Below are 17555 nucleotides of genomic sequence, written 5' to 3'. Positions count from 1 at the left end.
GTGCGGGACAATGGAGTACGTGACTCGGATCGTGATCATCGGTGGCGGACCCGGCGGATACGAAGCGGCGCTGGTCGCCGCTCAGCTCGGCGCGGAGGTGACCGTCGTCGACGCCGACGGACTGGGCGGGGCGTCGGTGCTCACCGACTGCGTGCCGTCCAAGACCCTCATCGCCACGGCCGAGGTGATGACCACCTTCGACTCCTCCTACGAGGAGCTGGGCATCATCGTCGCCGACGACACCCCGCCCATGGAGCAGGCCGCCCGGGTGGTGGGGGTGGACCTGGGCAAGGTCAACCGGCGTGTGAAGCGGCTCGCCCTGGCCCAGTCGCACGACATCACCGCCTCGGTCACCCGCGCCGGTGCGCGCGTGATGCGCGGGCGCGGCCGGCTGGAGGGCATGCAGGCGCTCGACGGGTCGCGCAAGGTCGTGGTGCGCGCCGCGGACGGCAGCGAGGAGACGCTCACCGCGGACGCCGTGCTCATCGCGACGGGCGGCCACCCGCGGGAGCTGCCGGACGCCCGGCCCGACGGCGAGCGGATCCTCAACTGGACGCAGGTGTACGACCTGAACGAGCTCCCCGAGGAGCTCATCGTGGTCGGATCCGGTGTCACCGGCGCCGAGTTCGCCGGTGCCTACCAGGCGCTCGGGTCCCGGGTGACGCTGGTGTCCTCGCGCGACCGGGTGCTGCCGGGCGAGGACCCGGACGCCGCCGCGGTGCTGGAGGACGTCTTCCGGCGGCGCGGGATGAACGTCATGGCGCGCTCGCGGGCCCAGTCCGCCAAGCGGGTCGGGGACCGGGTGGAGGTGACCCTGGCCGACGGGCGGGTCATCACCGGATCGCACTGTCTGATGGCCGTGGGCGCCATCCCCAACTCCGCGGGCATGGGCCTGGAGGAGGCCGGGGTCAGGCTGCGCGACTCGGGCCACATCTGGACCGACAAGGTCTCGCGGACCACGGCCCCCGGCGTCTACGCCGCCGGTGACGTGACCGGCGTCTTCGCGCTCGCCTCGGTGGCGGCGATGCAGGGCCGCATCGCCATGTACCACTTCCTCGGTGACGCGGTCGCCCCGCTGAACCTCAAGACGGTCTCCTCGAACGTGTTCACCGACCCCGAGATCGCCACCGTCGGCTACTCCCAGGCCGACGTCGACGGCGGGAAGATCGACGCCCGGGTGGTGAAGCTGCCGCTGCTGCGCAACCCGCGCGCCAAGATGCAGGGCATCCGGGACGGCTTCGTCAAGATCTTCTGCCGTCCGGGCACCGGGATCGTGGTGGGCGGTGTCGTCGTGGCGCCCCGCGCCTCGGAACTCATCCACCCCATCTCGATCGCGGTCGACAACAATATGACCGTCGAACAGATCGCGAACGCCTTCACCGTGTACCCCTCGCTGTCGGGGTCGATCGCCGAAGTGGCGCGGCAGTTGCACACCCGGAAGGCCGGCGCGGAGGGCTGAGCGGACCGGCCTGCGGCCGGTCACGGGGCGTGCTCGACGCCGCTGCGGCCCTATACCACTTGGTGTGGGGCCGTGCGAACAACTTCTGCTATTCAGCGCAAACTGCTGAAAGCAGACGGTCGTCGGCGTTACTGTCAGTTTCGTGTTCGCTGCAGAACGTCGCCAATTGATCCTCGAAATGGTGCGAGCGAACGGAGCGGTGTCGCTCCGTGAACTCGCCCGCGTCGTCCAGACCTCCGAAGTGACCGTACGGCGGGACGTGCGCGCGCTGGAGGCAGAAGGACTCCTCGACCGCCGGCACGGCGGTGCGGTACTCCCGGGCGGTTTCACGCGAGAGTCCGGGTTCCCGCAGAAGTCCCATCTCGCGACCGCCGAGAAGACCGCCATCGCCGACCTCGCCGCGAACTTCGTGGAAGAGGGCGAGGCCATCGTGGTCGGCGCGGGTACCACCACGCAGGAGCTGGCCCGCCGGCTCGCCCGGGTGCCCGGGCTGACGGTCGTCACCAACTCCCTGTTGGTCGCCCAGGCGTTGGCCCATGCCAACCGGGTGGAGGTCGTGATGACCGGCGGTACGCTCCGCGGTTCGAACTACGCCCTGGTCGGCAGCGGTGCCGAGCAGTCCCTCCAGGGACTGAGGGTGTCCCGGGCCTTCCTGTCGGGGAGCGGACTGACCGCCGAGCGGGGACTGTCCACGTCCAACATGCTGTCGGCGTCCGTCGACCGGGCGCTGGTGCAGGCCGCGGCGGAGGTGGTGGTCCTCGCGGACCACACGAAACTCGGTACGGACACCATGTTCCAGACCGTGCCGACGGATCTCATCACCCGGCTGGTGACGGACGAGCCGCCCGCCCACGACGACCGGGCGGCCACCGAACTCCAGGCGCTCGCCGACCAGGGTGTGCAGATCGCCGTCGCGGGGGCGCCGGGGGGTTCCGCGGGCGCGGGGGGTGAGGGCCCGCCGCCGGACCGCCGTCGCCGGGACGTGGCCCTTCCCGGCCCGCGGCGGCAGGGGCCGGGACTCCGTACGGCCGTGGCCCTCGGGGCGGCGGCGGAGCAGGGCCCCGGTCAGGGTGCCGAGCGGGCGGCACGGGTGGCGGATCTGCGCAGGCGGTGACGGCTCCGCCGCGCGGGCGGTGCCGGCCGTTCCGCTGCGCGGTGTCGACGGGCCGGGCGGCTCGATGACGCCGGCACCTCCGAGCCCTCGGCCGCGGTGGCTTCGTGTGCCGCCGTCTCCGCCCGGCGCGAGTGCGCCCCGCCGGGGCACCCTCGGACCGGCGCGAAGGGCTGGTGCGCGGACCGGCCGCACTCGCGGGCCACGGTGCACACCGGCAACCGGCTCCGCCACCGCGTCGGCGCGAGCCGGTCGACGGGTCCGGTCACACGCGCCACCGATCTGCCGTGGTTCTCCGTCGAGACGGTGACCCCGGCGTCCACCCGGGCCCGGCGGGCCCGGGTGGGAGGACGGGTCAGTCCTTGATCTCGCAGATGGCCGCGCCGGACGTCACCGAGGCGCCGACCTCCGCGGCCAGACCCTTGATCGTGCCCGAGCGGTGCGCGTTGAGGGGCTGCTCCATCTTCATGGCCTCCAGGACGACGACCAGGTCGCCCTCCTTGACCTCCTGGCCCTCCTCCACGGCGATCTTCACGATCGTGCCCTGCATCGGGGAGGCGAGGGTGTCACCGGAGGCCACCGGGCCGGACTTCTTCGCCGCGCGCCGCTTCGGCTTCGCGCCGGCCGCCAGACCCGTACGGGCCAGGGACATGCCGAGCGACGCCGGGAGCGAGACCTCCAGGCGCTTGCCGCCGACCTCGACGACCACCGTCTCGCGGCCCGCGTCCTCCTCGGCCTCCGCGTCCACGGCAGCGGCGAACGGCTTGATCTCGTTGACGAACTCCGTCTCGATCCACCGCGTGTGCACCGTGAACGGGTCCGCCGAACCGGTGAGCTCCGGAGCGAACGCCGGGTCGGTGACGACCGCGCGGTGGAACGGGATCGCCGTCGCCATGCCCTCGACCCGGAACTCCTCCAGGGCGCGCGAGGCCCGCTCCAGCGCCTCCTTGCGGGTGCGGCCGGTGACGATCAGCTTCGCCAGCAGCGAGTCCCACGCGGGGCCGATGACGCTGCCGGACTCCACGCCCGCGTCCAGGCGCACGCCAGGACCGGACGGCGGGGCGAACGTCGTGACCGTGCCGGGCGCCGGCAGGAAGCCCCGGCCCGGGTCCTCGCCGTTGATGCGGAACTCGAAGGAGTGACCGCGCAGCTCCGGGTCGCCGTAGCCGAGCTCCTCGCCGTCGGCGATACGGAACATCTCCCGGACGAGGTCGATGCCGGCGACTTCCTCGGTGACCGGGTGCTCGACCTGCAGACGCGTGTTGACCTCCAGGAAGGAGATCGTCCCGTCGAGGCCGACCAGGAACTCCACGGTGCCGGCACCGACGTAGCCGGCCTCCTTGAGGATGGCCTTGGAGGCGGAGTACAGCTCCTCCATCTGGGCGTCCGACAGGAAGGGTGCGGGCGCCTCCTCGACGAGCTTCTGGTGCCGCCGCTGGAGTGAACAGTCACGCGTGGACACGACCACCACGTTGCCGTGCCGGTCCGCCAGGCACTGCGTCTCCACGTGCCGCGGCTTGTCCAGGTAGCGCTCGACGAAGCACTCGCCGCGGCCGAACGCGGCCACCGCCTCGCGCACGGCGGAGTCGTACAGCTCGGGCACCTCTTCGAGGGTGCGGGCCACCTTCAGTCCGCGCCCGCCACCGCCGAACGCGGCCTTGATGGCGATCGGCAGGCCGTGCTGCTCGGCGAACGCGACGACCTCGTCGGCGCCGGAGACCGGGTCGGGCGTACCCGCCACCAGGGGGGCGCCGGCGCGCTGGGCGATGTGCCGCGCGGCGACCTTGTCACCCAGGTCGCGGATGGCCTGCGGCGGCGGTCCGATCCAGATCAGGCCCGCGTCCAGGACCGCCTGCGCGAACTCGGCGTTCTCGGAGAGGAAGCCGTAACCGGGGTGGACGGCGTCGGCCCCCGACTCCCGCGCGGCCTTCAGTACCTTCTCCATGTCCAGGTAGCTGGTGGCCGGAGTGTCACCGCCCAGGGCGAACGCCTCATCCGCGGCGCGGACATGCAGAGCGTCCCGGTCCGGGTCGGCGTAGACGGCAACGCTCGCGATTCCGGCATCCCGGCAGGCCCGGGCAACGCGGACAGCGATTTCGCCACGGTTGGCGATGAGCACCTTGCGCACTTGAGGCTCCCTCCTTGAAACAAGCCGAGTTTAGGGACTGCCGACACGACACATCGACCCGTCCCCAGTGGTGAGCTTGCCCACACGGAGCGTGATGCGAGGCTTGCTCGACCCGCGAAATCCCTTGTCGCACCTCGGTACGCAGGACTCCTCCGGGAAACCCTAGCGGCCTCGTGTGGTCAAGGTCTCTGTGAGAGCGTGCTGCGGCCCACTTCGATTCTTTGTCGAGTCCCTACGAATGGCCCAATGATTCTTTGCCACTCGCGGAACCCTTGTACCGAGGTATACCCGTGAGTAGCCTTCGCGTCGGCCCGAACATACTCGGGGTAACCGCAGTCGTGCTCGAGAGGGAGTGGAGCCGGTGGTGCGCAGACCGGTGGCGTGGGCCGTGGCGCTCGTGCTGTTCGCGGAGGCGCTCGGCATCGCGGCGGTGAACTGGTTCCTGGGCGTCGTCGTCGACCGGCAGGACATGTCGCTGGCGGGCCTCGACCCGCACATGATGGCGGTGTCCTCGAAGGCGGGCGGGGTCGTCTTCGGGCTCTACTTCGCCCTGTGCGGCCTGGTGGCCCTGCTGGTCGCGCTGCGCGACCGGGCGCCCGCCGGCGCCGGCAAGGTGCTGCTGGTCAGCGCCGCGGTGGTGCACGCCCTGCTGGGCGCGTTCGCCTGGGGGCTGATCGGCTGGACCGCGTTCCTGTTCATGGTGGCCGTACTCGGGCTGATCGTGCTGCTCCTGATGACGTACGACGGCCGCGCGGAGGGCGGCGCGGCCGGCACCGCCCCCGCGGGCGGCACCGGCGGTTCCCCCGTCACCCCTCCGGCCGCTCCCACAGCTCCGTGATGCCGACGCCCAGTTCGGCCAGCAGGCGGCGCACCAGGGGCAGGCTGATGCCGATCACGTTGCCGTGGTCGCCGTCGATGCCGTCGATGAACGGCGCCGAGCGGCCGTCCAGGGTGAACGCCCCGGCCACGTGCAGCGGTTCGCCGGAGGCGACGTAGGCGGCGATCTCCTCGTCCGAGGGTTCACCGAAACGGACGACCGTGGACGCGGTGGCGGAGGAGTACCGGCCGCTGAGCGTGTCGTAGACGCAGTGGCCGGTCTGGAGCGTGCCCGCACGGCCCCGCATCGCCTTCCAGCGCGCGGTGGCCTCCTCGGCGTCCGCGGGCTTCCCGAGGGCCCGGCCGTCCAGGTCCAGGACGGAGTCGCAGCCGATCACCAGCGCGCCCTTGACCTCGGGCTTCGCGGCCACGACGGAGGCCTTGGCCTCGGCCAGGGCGAGCGCCAGTTCGGCGGGGGTGGGTGCGGTGACGGCGTCCTCGTCGACCCCGCTGACGATCACCTCGGGGGCCAGTCCGGCCTGGCGGAGCAGCCCGAGCCGGGCGGGGGACTGGGAGGCGAGCACGAGGCGGCGGCGCTGGTCAGCTGTCATGCGGTCAGCGTATCGACGTCGCCCGGACGCCTCACCTCACACCGATCACGATCATGGCGACCACCATGGCCAGCGCCATGAGAACGCCCAGCCGCCGCAGCATGTCCTGCGTGTCCCGCAGTTCCTCGGGCGGCTCGTTCTCGGGGTCGGACCACAGCATGCCACCAGCCTGCGGCTTCGCAGGTCGGCGTGCCTGAGTACGCGTACTCAAGTAGGGGCGCGGCGCCCCCGCCGTTCGGGGAACGCCGCGCTCCGGCGGGTCGTCGGTCGTCGTCAGCTCGGCCAGTAGGTGCGGGTCCACGACGTCTGCCCCGGCCGGGGCAGGTGGTGCGCGGCGATGCGGGACGGGTCGGACCACGAGTCGCGGGGTGCGGGAGCGCCGGACGGCACGGCGGACGCCGCCGCGGCGCGGGCCCGGACCACCGCCAGCGCGGCGGCCAGCTCCTCCGGGGTCGGGTTGCCCCGTACGACCTTGATCACAGCAGCTCCTTCACGAACCTCAGAGGGGGATGTTGCCGTGCTTCTTCGGGGGCAGGCTCTCGCGCTTGGTGCGCAGCTGGCGCAGTCCGCGCACGATGTGACGGCGGGTGTCGGACGGCATGATCACCGCGTCGACGTAGCCGCGCTCGGCCGCGACGTAGGGGTTGAGGAGGGCGTCCTCGTACTCCTGCATCAGCCGGGCGCGGGTCGCCTCCGCGTCGTCCGCCTCGGCGATGGTGCGGCGGTGCAGGATGTTGACGGCGCCCTGCGCGCCCATCACGGCGATCTGGGCGGTGGGCCAGGCCAGGTTGAGGTCGGCGCCCAGGTGCTTGGAGCCCATCACGTCGTACGCGCCGCCGAAGGCCTTGCGGGTGATGACCGTGATGAGCGGGACGGTGGCCTCGGCGTAGGCGAAGATCAGCTTGGCGCCGCGCCGGATGATGCCGTCGTGCTCCTGGTCCACGCCGGGCAGGAAGCCGGGCACGTCGACGAAGGTGATGACCGGGATGTTGAAGGCGTCGCAGGTGCGCACGAAGCGGGCCGCCTTCTCGGAGGCGGTGATGTCCAGGCAGCCGGCGAACTGCATGGGCTGGTTGGCGACGATGCCGACGGGGCGGCCCTCGACCCGGCCGTAACCGGTGAGGATGTTCGGCGCGAAGAGGGGCTGCGTCTCGAAGAACTCGGCGTCGTCGAGGACGTGCTCGATGACGGCGTGCATGTCGTACGGCTGGTTCGCCGAGTCCGGGACGATCGTGTCGAGTTCGAGGTCCTCGTCCGTGACCGTCAGGTCCGCCTCCTCCGGGTACGCCGGGGGGTCGGAGAGGTTGTTGGACGGGAGGAAGGACAGGAGCTGCTTGACGTACTCGATCGCGTCCTTCTCGTCGCCGGCCATGTGGTGGGCGACGCCGGAGGTCGAGTTGTGGGTGCGGGCGCCGCCCAGCTCCTCGAAGCCGACGTCCTCACCGGTGACCGTCTTGATGACGTCCGGTCCCGTGATGAACATGTGCGACGTCTGGTCGACCATGATCGTGAAGTCGGTGATCGCGGGGGAGTAGACCGCGCCGCCCGCGCACGGGCCCACGACCAGGCTGATCTGCGGGATCACGCCGGAGGCGTGGGTGTTGCGGCGGAAGATCTCGCCGTACGCGCCGAGGGAGGCCACGCCCTCCTGGATGCGGGCGCCGCCGGAGTCGTTGATGCCGATGACCGGGCAGCCCGTCTTCAGCGCGAAGTCCATGACCTTGACGATCTTCTGGCCGTAGACCTCGCCGAGGGCTCCGCCGAAGACGGTGAAGTCCTGCGAGAAGACGGCCACGGGGCGGCCGTCGACGGTTCCGTAGCCGGTGACGACGCCGTCGCCGTAGGGGCGGTTGGCGTCGAGACCGAAGTTGGTGGAGCGGTGCCGGGCGAACTCGTCCAGTTCGACGAAGGAGCCCTCGTCGAGCAGGAGATGGATCCGCTCACGCGCCGTCAGCTTGCCCTTGGCGTGCTGCTTTTCGACCGCGCGTGCGGAGCCGGCGTGCGTCGCCTCTTCGATGCGACGCTGAAGATCCGCGAGCTTGCCCGCGGTCGTGTGAATGTCAGGCTGCTGCTCTTCCGGCTCGGACATCGGGATGCGGCTCCCTGCCTGCTCAAAAGGGGGGACGGTTACTCATCCGTAGCGTAGTGGGGGCCCTTGGCTTCGGCAGTGCGGCGTTTCCCACACCTAGGGTGGCTTGCATGACGCCGCGAGATGCCTCAGAGCAAGAGCCGAACCGGAACCGCTGGTCCGACCTGGACCGGCCGCCGCTCCACGCGGGCGCGTTGAGGCGGGGGCTGGTGCGGGAGGGGACGCTGTGGTCCTCGGTGGACGTGGTGCAGCGGACGGGGTCGACCAACTCCGACCTGGTGGCGCGGGCCGCGGCGGGGGAGGCGGCCGAGGGCGCGGTGCTCGTCGCCGAGGAGCAGACCGCCGGGCGGGGGCGGCTGGACCGGCAGTGGAGCGCGCCGGCGCGCTCCGGGCTGTTCTTCTCCGTACTGCTCACCCCGCGCGAGGTGCCGGTGGACCGGTGGGGGTGGCTGCCGCTGCTGACGGGCGTGGCGGTCGCCACGGGGCTGTCGCGGGCGGCCGGGGTCGACACGGCGCTGAAGTGGCCGAACGACGTGCTGGTGACGGTGGGGGGAGACGAGCGCAAGGCCGGCGGGATCCTCGCGGAGGGGGCCGGGGAGGGGGGCGTCGTGGTCGGGGTCGGGATCAACGTCAGCCTGCGGGCCGACGAGCTGCCGGTACCGACGGCGGGGTCGCTGGCGCTGGCGGGGGCGGTGAGCACGGACCGGGATCCGCTGCTGCGGGGGATGCTGCGGGCGCTGGAGGAGTGGTACGGGCGGTGGCGGGCCGCGGGCGGGGACGCGGGGGCGTGCGGGTTGCAGGAGACGTACGCGGCGGGGTGCGCGACGCTCGGGCGGACGGTGCGGGCGGAGTTGCCGGGGGACAGGGCGCTGGTGGGGGAGGCGGTCGCGGTGGACGGCGACGGGCGACTGGTGCTGGCCACGGCGGCGGGGGTGCAGGAGCCGGTGGGCGCGGGCGACATCGTCCACCTGCGACCGGCCGTGTGACGGGGGTGGCCACCCTCCGCCGCTGGAGCGAAGCCGGGAGGAGTGGGGGAGGGTGGGCGCGGCGGCATCCCGTGGGTGCCGGGCTGTGCGACGGCCCGGGCCCGGACCCGTGCCGGGGCCCTGTGAACGCCGGTCGGTGAGCCCCTGCCCAGCCGCCGCAGGCCACCCGCTCCGCCGGCCCAACCGAACGGAGTGAGCTGGCGCACACCTGCCGTAGAGTTGAGGCCGGTCGATACAGGGCCGTGGCAGATCGGAAGGGCAACGAACGCGTGACCGTCGACGACTCGGGTTCCGGTGCGGACGCGCAGGGCGCCGGCGAGGATCCGCTTGCTCTGCGCCTCGAGCAGCTCATCCTGGGCGCCGAGCGCCGCTACACACCGTTTCAGGCGGCCCGCAGCGCCGGCGTCACCATGGAGCTGGCCACGCGCTTCTGGCGGGCGATGGGCTTCGCCGACGTCGGCCAGGCCAAGGCCCTGACGGAGGCCGACGTGCTCGCGCTGCGCCGGCTCGCCGGTCTGGTGGAGGCGGGGCTGCTCAGCGAGGCCATGGCGGTGCAGGTGGCGCGTTCCACCGGGCAGACCACCGCCCGGCTGGCCGAATGGCAGATCGATTCGTTCCTGGAGGGGCTGACCGAGCCGCCCGAGCCGGGAATGACCCGCACCGAGGTGACGTACCCGATCGTCGAGCTGCTCCTGCCCGAGCTGGAGGAGTTCCTGGTCTACGTCTGGCGCCGGCAGCTCGCCGCGTCCGCCGGACGGGTCGTGCAGGGAGCCGACGACGAGGAGATGGTCGACCGGCGGCTGGCCGTCGCCTTCGCGGACCTCGTGGGGTTCACGCGGCTGACCCGGCGGATGGAGGAGGAGGAGCTCGGCGAGCTCGTCGAGGCCTTCGAGACCACCGCCGCCGACCTGGTCGCCGCGCGCGGCGGGCGGCTCATCAAGACGCTGGGCGACGAAGTGCTCTACGCCGCCGACGACGCGGGCACCGCCGCGGAGATCGCGATGCGGCTGATCGAGACCATGGCGAACGACGCGACCATGCCGGAGCTGCGGGTCGGCATGGCGTTCGGCACGGTGACCACCCGCATGGGCGATGTGTTCGGCACGACGGTCAATCTCGCCTCCCGGCTCACCTCCATAGCCCCCCGCGACGCCGTGCTCGTCGACACCGCGTTCGCCGAGGAACTGATCCGTACCGGTGACGCGCCCGCCTCCGAGGCCGCCGCGGCCGAGGCCGTGGCCGCCGCCGAGAAGGAGGGCGAGGAACCGCCGACGTACCGGTTCGCGCTCCAGCCGATGTGGCAGCGGCCGGTGCGCGGGCTCGGCGTGGTGGAGCCCTGGCTGCTCACCCGCCGCAGCGGGGACGCTCCTCCCGCCTCCTAGTCCGTTTCCACGCACAGGCCGATGACCGGCACGCACAGTCCGGGGGCGGGCTCGGGCGCCGGTTCCGGCGGGGGAGTCGTCGGCCGGTGGGCCGGGCGTGGCGGAGGGTCGTCGTGCGGGGGCGGTGGGGAGTCGGGAGCGCGGGGCGTGCCGGACGGTCCGCTCGCCGGGGGCGTGGGGGCCGGCGGGTCCGGTGTCTCCGGGACGGTCGTGGGGGCCGGGGGCCGGGAGTACGTGGGCGAGGGCTCGGGCGGGGTGAGGGGGCGGGTCTCCTTGCCGCCCAGGGCTCTCGGTGAGGACGGACCGGCCTTCGGGGCCGGTGCCCCGCTCGCCGCGCCGGGCGGGGAAGCGCTCGTCGGTGTGTTCGTGGCCGTGCCCTCGTGCGGGGTGGGGCGGGGGCCCGCCTCCACGCCGACGCCGGTCCCGCCGTCGGGGGCGGAGGTCAGGCGGACCAGGGTCATGGCGCCGGCGGCCAGCGCCAGACCGCTCGCGGCCAGCAGCGCCTTGCGCGGACGGGGCCTGCGGTGACGGCCCCGGGCGGGGAGACGGCCGGTCCTGGTGGGTGGGCCCGCGGTGGGCGGGGCCGGATCCGCCGGCGGTGGTTTCGGTGTCATCGGTGTCCCTCCCCTGCCGCGCGCCCCCGGTGCGCCGCGGTGTGCGCACGCTATGGGTTTCCGGTGGGGCCGGAGCCGGAGACGGCCGGATGTCACTCGAACGGGTGGGCGGGGGGTGACGAGGGAACTGGACGTGCGCCCTTTTCCGGGTGGGCGGCGGCTGCGATGATCGGGACGAGCGAAAAGTTAACCCGCGTTAACCGGAGGGTGTCATGAGTGAGGAACGGTTCGGGGAGTTCGTGCTGGTGCGCCGGCACGAGCGGGGGCATGTCGCGGAGCTCGTCCTCGACCGGCCCAAGGCCATGAACGCCGTGTCGACGGAGATGGCCCGGTCGATCGCCGGGGCCTGTGCGGCGCTGGGCGAGGACCGTGACGTACGGGCGGTCGTGCTGACCTCGTCGCACGAGCGGGCGTTCTGCGTGGGGGCCGACCTGAAGGAGCGCAACTCCTTCAGCGACGCCGACCTGGTGCGGCAGCGGCCCGTGGCCCGCGGGGCGTACACGGGGGTGATGGAGCTGCCGGTGCCCACGGTGGCCGCCGTGCACGGGTTCGCGCTCGGGGGCGGCTTCGAGCTGGCCCTGTCGTGCGATGTGATCGTGGCCGACCGCACGGCGGTGGTGGGGCTGCCGGAGGTGTCCGTCGGGGTGATCCCGGGCGGGGGCGGTACGCAGTTGCTGCCCCGGAGAGTGGGGGCGGCGCGGGCCGCCGAGCTGATCTTCACCGCGCGTCGGGTGGAGGCCGCCGAGGCCCGCGGGATCGGACTGGTCGACCAGCTGGTGGAGGAGGGGCGCGACCGGGAGGAGGCGCTGGCCCTGGCGTCCCGGATCGCCGCGAACTCGCCGGTGGGGCTGCGGGCGGCCAAGCGGGCCCTGCGGCTCGGGCACGGGCTGGACCTGCCCGCGGGCCTCGAGGTCGAGGACGCCGCCTGGCGGTCCGTGGCGTTCTCGGGCGACCGGGCGGAGGGAGTCGCCGCCTTCAACGAGAAGCGCAGTCCGCAATGGCCCGGGGAGTAGCGGAGACGTTCCCCGGCCGTTCTCTCGATGTCCCGGTTCCTGAGGATTCTCCCTAATCTGGGGCTATGGGTGAGGACAGCCGGCTGGCGGCCGTGGTGGCGCTGGCGCAGGGCATGGCCGCCGCGCACGGTTCGCGGGAAGCCTGGCGGGCCGCGGCCGGCGGTGCCTGCCGGGCGCTGGGCGGGCATTTCGCCGCGCTGTCGGTGTGGGAGCGGGAGCTCGGGCGGCTGCGGGTGCTGGTGAACGTGGGGGAGCTGGCCGAGGGGGAGGAGGAGTTCCCGGAGGACGAGTCCTATCCGGTGCACCAGTTCGCCGAGATCACGGAGTTCCTGCACGAACGGTGGGCGGGCGGCGGTGAACCCGACGCCTGGGTGGAGACCGCCGAGGGGGCCTCGACCGGCCGGGCTGGGTACTGCCACCAGCGGGTCGCGGCCCTCAGGCGGCGCGGACGCGGGTGCTGTGTGGTCGCGCCGGTCGTGCTGCACGGGCGGGCGTGGGGCGAGCTGTACGTGGCCCGGCGGGCCGGGGCGACCGTCTTCGGACGGGGTGACGCCGACTTCGCGATCGTGCTGGCGGCCGTGGTGGCGGCGGGGCTGGCGCAGACCGAGCGGCTGGAGGAGGCGCGGCGGCTGGCCTTCACGGACGCGCTGACCGGGCTGGCCAACCGGCGTGCCGTGGACGCCCGGCTCGACGAGGCGGTGGAGCGGCACCGGCGGGACGGAGCCGTGGTCAGCCTGGTGGTCTGCGATCTCAACGGGCTGAAGCGGGTCAACGACACCCTGGGGCACGCCGTGGGGGACCGGCTGCTGGAGCGGTTCGGGAGCGTGCTGTCGCTGTGCGGGGCCATGCTGCCCGGCGCGCTGGCCGCGCGGCTCGGCGGGGACGAGTTCTGCCTGCTGGCGGTGGGGCCGTCGGCCGACGAGGTCGTCAAGGCCGCCGACGAGGTGTGCCGGCGGGCCGAGGAGCTGGGCATCGGGGACGGCGTGGCCTGCGGCGTCGCGTCCACCGAGGACCCCATCGGACCCGTGCGCACCGCCCGGCGGCTGTTCCGGCTGGCCGACGCGGCGCAGTACCGGGCCAAGGCCGAGCGGGCCGCCCGTCCCGTGGTGGCCGGACGGGAGGGGCCGGACGACGCCGTCGTGCGGCTGGCGGACGAGCCCTCGCGCGCCCGGGACGGGGAGCGGCGGCGGTTCCGGGGACGCCATTCTCCCTAGGGCGCCGGTAAGGGGCGCGGCGCGGATCGAGGGGTGACACCGCGGCATTCACTGCGTACGCTCCTGAATATGGATATGCACACTGTGGTGGTGGGGACATCCGGCGTGACCGCGTCCGACGTGCTCGCCGTGGCGCGCGGCGGGGCCCGCGTCGAACTGTCCGCGGAGGCGGTGGCCGCCCTCGCGGCGTCCCGCGAGGTCGTGGACGCCCTGGCCGCCAAGCCGGATCCCGTCTACGGGGTGAGCACCGGTTTCGGCGCCCTGGCGACCCGGCACATCAGCCCCGATCTCCGTGCCCGGCTCCAGCGCAACATCGTCCGCTCGCATGCCGCCGGGATGGGGCCGCGGGTGGAGCGCGAGGTCGTCCGCGCGCTGATGTTCCTGCGGCTGAAGACCGTCTGCTCCGGGTACACCGGGGTCCGCCCCGAGGTCGCGCGGACCATGGCCGACGTGCTGAACGCCGGGATCACCCCGGTCGTCCACGAGTACGGCTCCCTCGGCTGCTCCGGCGACCTGGCCCCGCTGTCCCACTGCGCCCTCGCCCTGATGGGCGAGGGGGACGCGGAGGGACCCGACGGGAGCGTGCGGCCGGCCGGTGAACTGCTGGCCGAACACGGCATCCGGCCCGTCGAACTGCGCGAGAAGGAAGGCCTCGCCCTCCTCAACGGCACCGACGGCATGCTCGGCATGCTGGTCATGGCCCTCGCCGACCTGGACCTCCTCTACAAGTCCGCCGACGTCACGGCGGCCCTGAGTCTGGAGGCCCTGCTCGGCACCGACAAGGTGCTCGCCCCCGAGCTGCACGCGATCCGCCCGCACCCGGGGCAGGCCGCGAGTGCCGCCAACATGCTCGCCGTGCTGGCGGACTCCGGGCTGACGGGCCATCACCAGGACGACGCCCCGCGGGTCCAGGACGCCTACTCGGTGCGCTGCGCCCCGCAGGTGGCCGGCGCCGGCCGGGACACCCTCGCCCACGCCCGCCTGGTCGCGGAGCGCGAACTCGCCGCCGCCGTGGACAATCCGCTGGTCCTGCCCGACGGAAGGGTGGAGTCGAACGGGAACTTCCACGGGGCCCCGGTCGCCTACGTCCTGGACTTCCTCGCCATCGCCGTCGCCGACCTCGCCTCCATCGCCGAGCGCCGTACCGACCGGCTGCTGGACAAGAACCGCAGTCACGGACTGCCGCCGTTCCTCGCCGACGACGCGGGCGTCGACTCCGGGCTGATGATCGCTCAGTACACGCAGGCCGCGCTGGTCAGCGAGTTGAAGCGGCTCGCCGTACCGGCGTCGGCCGACTCGATCCCGTCCTCCGCGATGCAGGAGGACCACGTCTCCATGGGCTGGTCGGCGGCCCGCAAACTCCGTACGGCCGTCGACAACCTCACCCGGGTCGTCGCCGTGGAACTGTACGCGGCCGCACGGGCGGTGGAGCTGCGGCAGGGGCTGACGCCGGCCCCGGCGACGCGGGCCGTCGTCGAGGCCCTGCGGGAAGCGGGGGTGGAGGGCCCCGGACCGGACCGGTACCTGGCCCCCGACCTGGCGGCCGCGGACGCGTTCGTGCGGGACGGTCGGCTGGTCGCCGCCGTGGAGAAGGTCACCGGACCGCTGCGCTGACCCGGACGGGCCCCGCGGACGGGACGGACGCGGGGCCCGTCCGGCGACCGGGGCCTAGAAGCCCAGCCGTTCCCTGCGCACCGAGTAGACGACGAAGCCGGCGCCGAGCGCGAGACTGGCCGTGCCGCCGATGACGTAGGGGGTGCTGTCGAAGCTGCCGGTGTCCGCGAGGCGGACGCCCTCACCCGTGCCCTCCAGCGAGGCCTGCGTGGTGCCGGACACGGCTCTCGCCTGTTCGGTGACCCGCGGGGACGGACTCGCCGACGGCGCGTCGGCCACCGGGGTGTCCGACGACGCGTTGGCGGAGGGGACGAACCACAGGGCGCACAACAGGGTGCCCGCGGCGGTGGCGGTCAGCAACGGACGGAGCGCGGATGACACGGAATATCGATCCCCTTGTGGCGCTGGCGAATTGGCCGTGTGGTGCGATGTTAATGAAAGGCGCGGGTCACAGGAAAGTCACGGGAGCCCGAAGCCGTACGCTCCGCACATGAGCACTCCAGAGACATCACGGTTTGTCCGGCTTCGCGTGGAACTCGTTCTCGAAGTCGAGGACGGGGAGGCGGTGACCGGTGCCGCACTGCAGAGGATCGCCGAGGAGGGCGATATGCCGGCCGGGGAACGGGTACACACCGAGAGCGCTGTGGCGGAGGACCCCGCGGAGGCCCTCGCGTACCTGGTGGACCCGTTCAGCCTGGTCGGCGAGGTACCGGGGGTCGAACTCCTGCAGGCCTCCTGGAGCAGTGAGCAGATCGACTACGACCCGGACTCGCCGGAGTGGGACCTCGACGAGGACGACGGCGAGGACTCCTACGACACCCAGGACGGGGCGGAGCGGGCCGGCTGAGGCGACTTGGGGAAATCGTGACCCCGCGCGGCAACCGCCGCCGGGGTCACGACGTCTCAACCGGAGCACGGACCGCCGTCCTCACCGTCCGTCCCCGCGGACGTGGTGAGCCCCACATGCGTGGGCCATGGGGAACCGGATCACCCGGTCGTAGCGTTGAAGGTTGTGGACGAGGTCTCTCGGCTTCCTCGCCGGGGACTCGTGGGGTTGGGATTCGGCAACGATGGAGAAGCGTGTGATGACGGACGGTAAGCGGCGCAGGCGTCTGGCGGCCGCGTCCGCTCTGCTCGGCGGAGTACTGGTGCTCTCGGCGTGTTCCGGCGGGGACGACGGCGGTTCGGGCGGCGACGGCAAGGACACCTCGCAGGCCCAGGTCGACGAGGCGGCGGCGAAGAAGTCCTCCGAGGCGCAGATCAAGATCACGCCCAAGGACGGCTCGAACAACGCCTCCATCAACAACTCCGCGGCCGTCACCGTGAGCAAGGGCACCCTGACCGAGGTGAAGATGACCACCTCCGAGGGCACCGCCGTCGAGGGTGAGATATCGGCCGACAAGAAGAGCTGGAAGCCCAGCGCCCAGCTCGAGCGCGCCACCACCTACAAGGTGACCGCCACCGCCGAGGACTCCGAGGGGCTCGCCGCCCACGAGAACGCGACGTTCACCACCGTCTCCCAGGGCAACAGCTTCATCGGCAACTTCACCCCGGACAACGGCACCACGGTCGGCGTCGGCATGCCGGTGTCGATCAACTTCGACAAGGCGATCACCAACAAGGCCGCGGTGCAGAAGGGGATCACCGTCTCCACCACCAGTGGCCAGGAGGTCGCCTGCCACTGGTTCAACGCCAACCGCATGGACTGCCGGCCCGACGAGTACTGGCAGGAGGGCTCCACCGTCACCCTGAAGCTGGCGCTCGACGGGGTCGAGGGCGCCCAGGGCGTCTTCGGCGTCCAGCAGAAGACGGTCACCTTCAAGATCGGCCGCAACCAGGTCTCCTACGTGGACGCCAAGACCAAGCAGATGAAGGTGACGCAGGACGGCAAGACCGTCCGCACCATCCCGATCTCCGCCGGGGCGCCCGAGAACAAGACGTACGAGGGCCAGATGGTGATCTCCGAGAAGTTCAAGGAGACCCGGATGAACGGCGCGACGGTCGGCTTCACCGACGACGACGGCAAGGGCGAGTACGACATCAAGGACGTGCCGCACGCCATGCGTCTGAGCACCTCCGGCACCTTCATCCACGGCAACTACTGGGGTGCCAAGTCCATCTTCGGCAGCGTCAACACCAGCCACGGCTGCGTCGGCCTGGCCGACGCCAAGGGTGCCGGCGACCCGAACACGCCCGGCTCCTGGTTCTACGACAACTCGATCGTGGGTGACCTGGTCGTCGTCCAGAACACCGGTGACAAGACCATCGCCCCGGACAACGGCCTCAACGGCTGGAACATGAGCTGGGAGCAGTGGAAGGCGGGCTCGGCGGTCTGACGCCCCCTCCGGACACGGAGCACCCACACCCCACCTGGCCGATGCCCCCGTCCCCTCCTCCGGGAGCGGACGGGGGCATCGGCCGTACCCGGCCCCCTCCCACCGCCCCCGCCCGGGGCGGGCGCCAGGGGTTGAGGCGTCAACCGCGCGATCTCGTAACGGAGTCACGGCGGTGGCGTTAC

The 17555-nt window shown here is 72.5% G+C and carries 17 protein-coding genes; 10 read left to right on the top strand and 7 right to left on the bottom strand.

The window, feature by feature from the left end; all coding sequences use genetic code 11:
- The first annotated feature begins 10 nt into the window (after window positions 1-10).
- Window positions 11-1459 (top strand): NAD(P)H-quinone dehydrogenase, encoded by a 1449-nt coding sequence (locus IE118_RS14245; protein ID WP_189558256.1) that lies wholly within the window; start codon window positions 11-13, stop codon window positions 1457-1459.
- Window positions 1460-1625: 166 nt separating this feature from the next.
- Window positions 1626-2573 carry a DeoR/GlpR family DNA-binding transcription regulator gene (locus IE118_RS14240; protein WP_268248949.1) on the top strand — a complete coding sequence of 316 codons (948 nt, stop codon included), beginning with the start codon at window positions 1626-1628 and terminating at the stop codon, window positions 2571-2573.
- Window positions 2574-2925: 352 nt separating this feature from the next.
- Here the strand turns inward: IE118_RS14240 and IE118_RS14235 are convergent, their stop codons facing one another.
- Window positions 2926-4698, bottom strand: coding sequence for an acetyl/propionyl/methylcrotonyl-CoA carboxylase subunit alpha (locus IE118_RS14235; protein ID WP_189558254.1), 1773 nt, complete (start codon window positions 4696-4698; stop codon window positions 2926-2928).
- A 361-nt stretch (window positions 4699-5059) separates the two neighbouring features.
- On the opposite strand from IE118_RS14235, the gene IE118_RS14230 reads away from it, so the two are divergent.
- Entirely contained in the window at window positions 5060-5536 is a 477-nt protein-coding gene (locus tag IE118_RS14230) for a hypothetical protein (RefSeq protein ID WP_189558253.1), read from the top strand.
- On the opposite strand, the gene IE118_RS14225 is transcribed toward IE118_RS14230, so the two are convergent.
- The 4 genes from IE118_RS14225 to IE118_RS14215 form a co-directional block, all read right to left on the bottom strand.
- Window positions 5505-6125, bottom strand: coding sequence for a Maf family protein (locus IE118_RS14225; RefSeq protein WP_189558252.1), 621 nt, complete (start codon window positions 6123-6125; stop codon window positions 5505-5507). The genes IE118_RS14230 and IE118_RS14225 overlap by 32 nt on opposite strands.
- A gap of 31 nt (window positions 6126-6156) precedes the next feature.
- Window positions 6157-6285, bottom strand: coding sequence for a morphogenic membrane protein MmpB (gene mmpB, locus IE118_RS34455; protein WP_268248941.1), 129 nt, complete (start codon window positions 6283-6285; stop codon window positions 6157-6159).
- Between the two features lie 113 nt (window positions 6286-6398).
- A complete protein-coding gene (locus tag IE118_RS14220) occupies window positions 6399-6605 on the bottom strand; it encodes an acyl-CoA carboxylase epsilon subunit (protein ID WP_189558251.1) in 207 nt (68 codons plus the stop codon).
- Between the two features lie 19 nt (window positions 6606-6624).
- Window positions 6625-8214, bottom strand: coding sequence for an acyl-CoA carboxylase subunit beta (locus IE118_RS14215; protein ID WP_189558250.1), 1590 nt, complete (start codon window positions 8212-8214; stop codon window positions 6625-6627).
- Window positions 8215-8324: 110 nt separating this feature from the next.
- Between IE118_RS14215 and IE118_RS14210 the strand changes: the two genes are divergently transcribed.
- Complete coding sequence (locus IE118_RS14210; RefSeq protein ID WP_189558249.1) at window positions 8325-9200, top strand: biotin--[acetyl-CoA-carboxylase] ligase; 876 nt, start codon at window positions 8325-8327, stop codon at window positions 9198-9200.
- A 269-nt stretch (window positions 9201-9469) separates the two neighbouring features.
- Window positions 9470-10582 (top strand): adenylate/guanylate cyclase domain-containing protein, encoded by a 1113-nt coding sequence (locus IE118_RS14205; RefSeq protein WP_189558637.1) that lies wholly within the window; start codon window positions 9470-9472, stop codon window positions 10580-10582.
- Here IE118_RS14205 and IE118_RS14200 read toward each other — a convergent pair.
- Complete coding sequence (locus tag IE118_RS14200; RefSeq protein ID WP_189558248.1) at window positions 10579-11196, bottom strand: hypothetical protein; 618 nt, start codon at window positions 11194-11196, stop codon at window positions 10579-10581. The two genes, IE118_RS14205 and IE118_RS14200, sit on opposite strands and share 4 nt — an antisense overlap.
- 212 nt (window positions 11197-11408) lie before the next feature.
- On the opposite strand from IE118_RS14200, the gene IE118_RS14195 reads away from it, so the two are divergent.
- The 3 genes from IE118_RS14195 (at window position 11409) to hutH (ending at window position 15037) form a co-directional block, all read left to right on the top strand.
- The gene (locus IE118_RS14195) at window positions 11409-12209 is read left to right on the top strand and encodes an enoyl-CoA hydratase/isomerase family protein (protein WP_189558247.1); all 801 of its coding nucleotides are present in this window, start codon (window positions 11409-11411) and stop codon (window positions 12207-12209) included.
- Window positions 12210-12274: 65 nt separating this feature from the next.
- Window positions 12275-13423, top strand: coding sequence for a GGDEF domain-containing protein (locus IE118_RS14190; RefSeq protein WP_189558246.1), 1149 nt, complete (start codon window positions 12275-12277; stop codon window positions 13421-13423).
- A 75-nt stretch (window positions 13424-13498) separates the two neighbouring features.
- Window positions 13499-15037: a histidine ammonia-lyase gene (hutH, locus tag IE118_RS14185; protein ID WP_189558636.1), complete on the top strand. Its 1539-nt coding sequence runs from the start codon at window positions 13499-13501 to the stop codon at window positions 15035-15037.
- A gap of 54 nt (window positions 15038-15091) precedes the next feature.
- On the opposite strand, the gene IE118_RS14180 is transcribed toward hutH, so the two are convergent.
- Window positions 15092-15418: an LPXTG cell wall anchor domain-containing protein gene (locus tag IE118_RS14180; protein WP_189558245.1), complete on the bottom strand. Its 327-nt coding sequence runs from the start codon at window positions 15416-15418 to the stop codon at window positions 15092-15094.
- Between the two features lie 148 nt (window positions 15419-15566).
- Between IE118_RS14180 and IE118_RS34050 the strand changes: the two genes are divergently transcribed.
- Together IE118_RS34050 and IE118_RS14170 are read left to right on the top strand one after the other, a co-directional pair.
- A complete protein-coding gene (locus tag IE118_RS34050; protein WP_229846805.1) occupies window positions 15567-15884 on the top strand; it encodes a hypothetical protein in 318 nt (105 codons plus the stop codon).
- Window positions 15885-16122: 238 nt separating this feature from the next.
- Window positions 16123-17373, top strand: coding sequence for a L,D-transpeptidase (locus IE118_RS14170; protein WP_189558243.1), 1251 nt, complete (start codon window positions 16123-16125; stop codon window positions 17371-17373).
- Window positions 17374-17555 lie beyond the last annotated feature (182 nt).

The organism is Streptomyces pilosus (genome assembly GCF_014649835.1).
Classification (GTDB): Bacteria; Actinomycetota; Actinomycetes; order Streptomycetales; family Streptomycetaceae; genus Streptomyces; species Streptomyces pilosus.
Note: the sequence above shows the minus strand (reverse complement) of the source record. Positions and strands in the feature narration are given on the sequence as shown.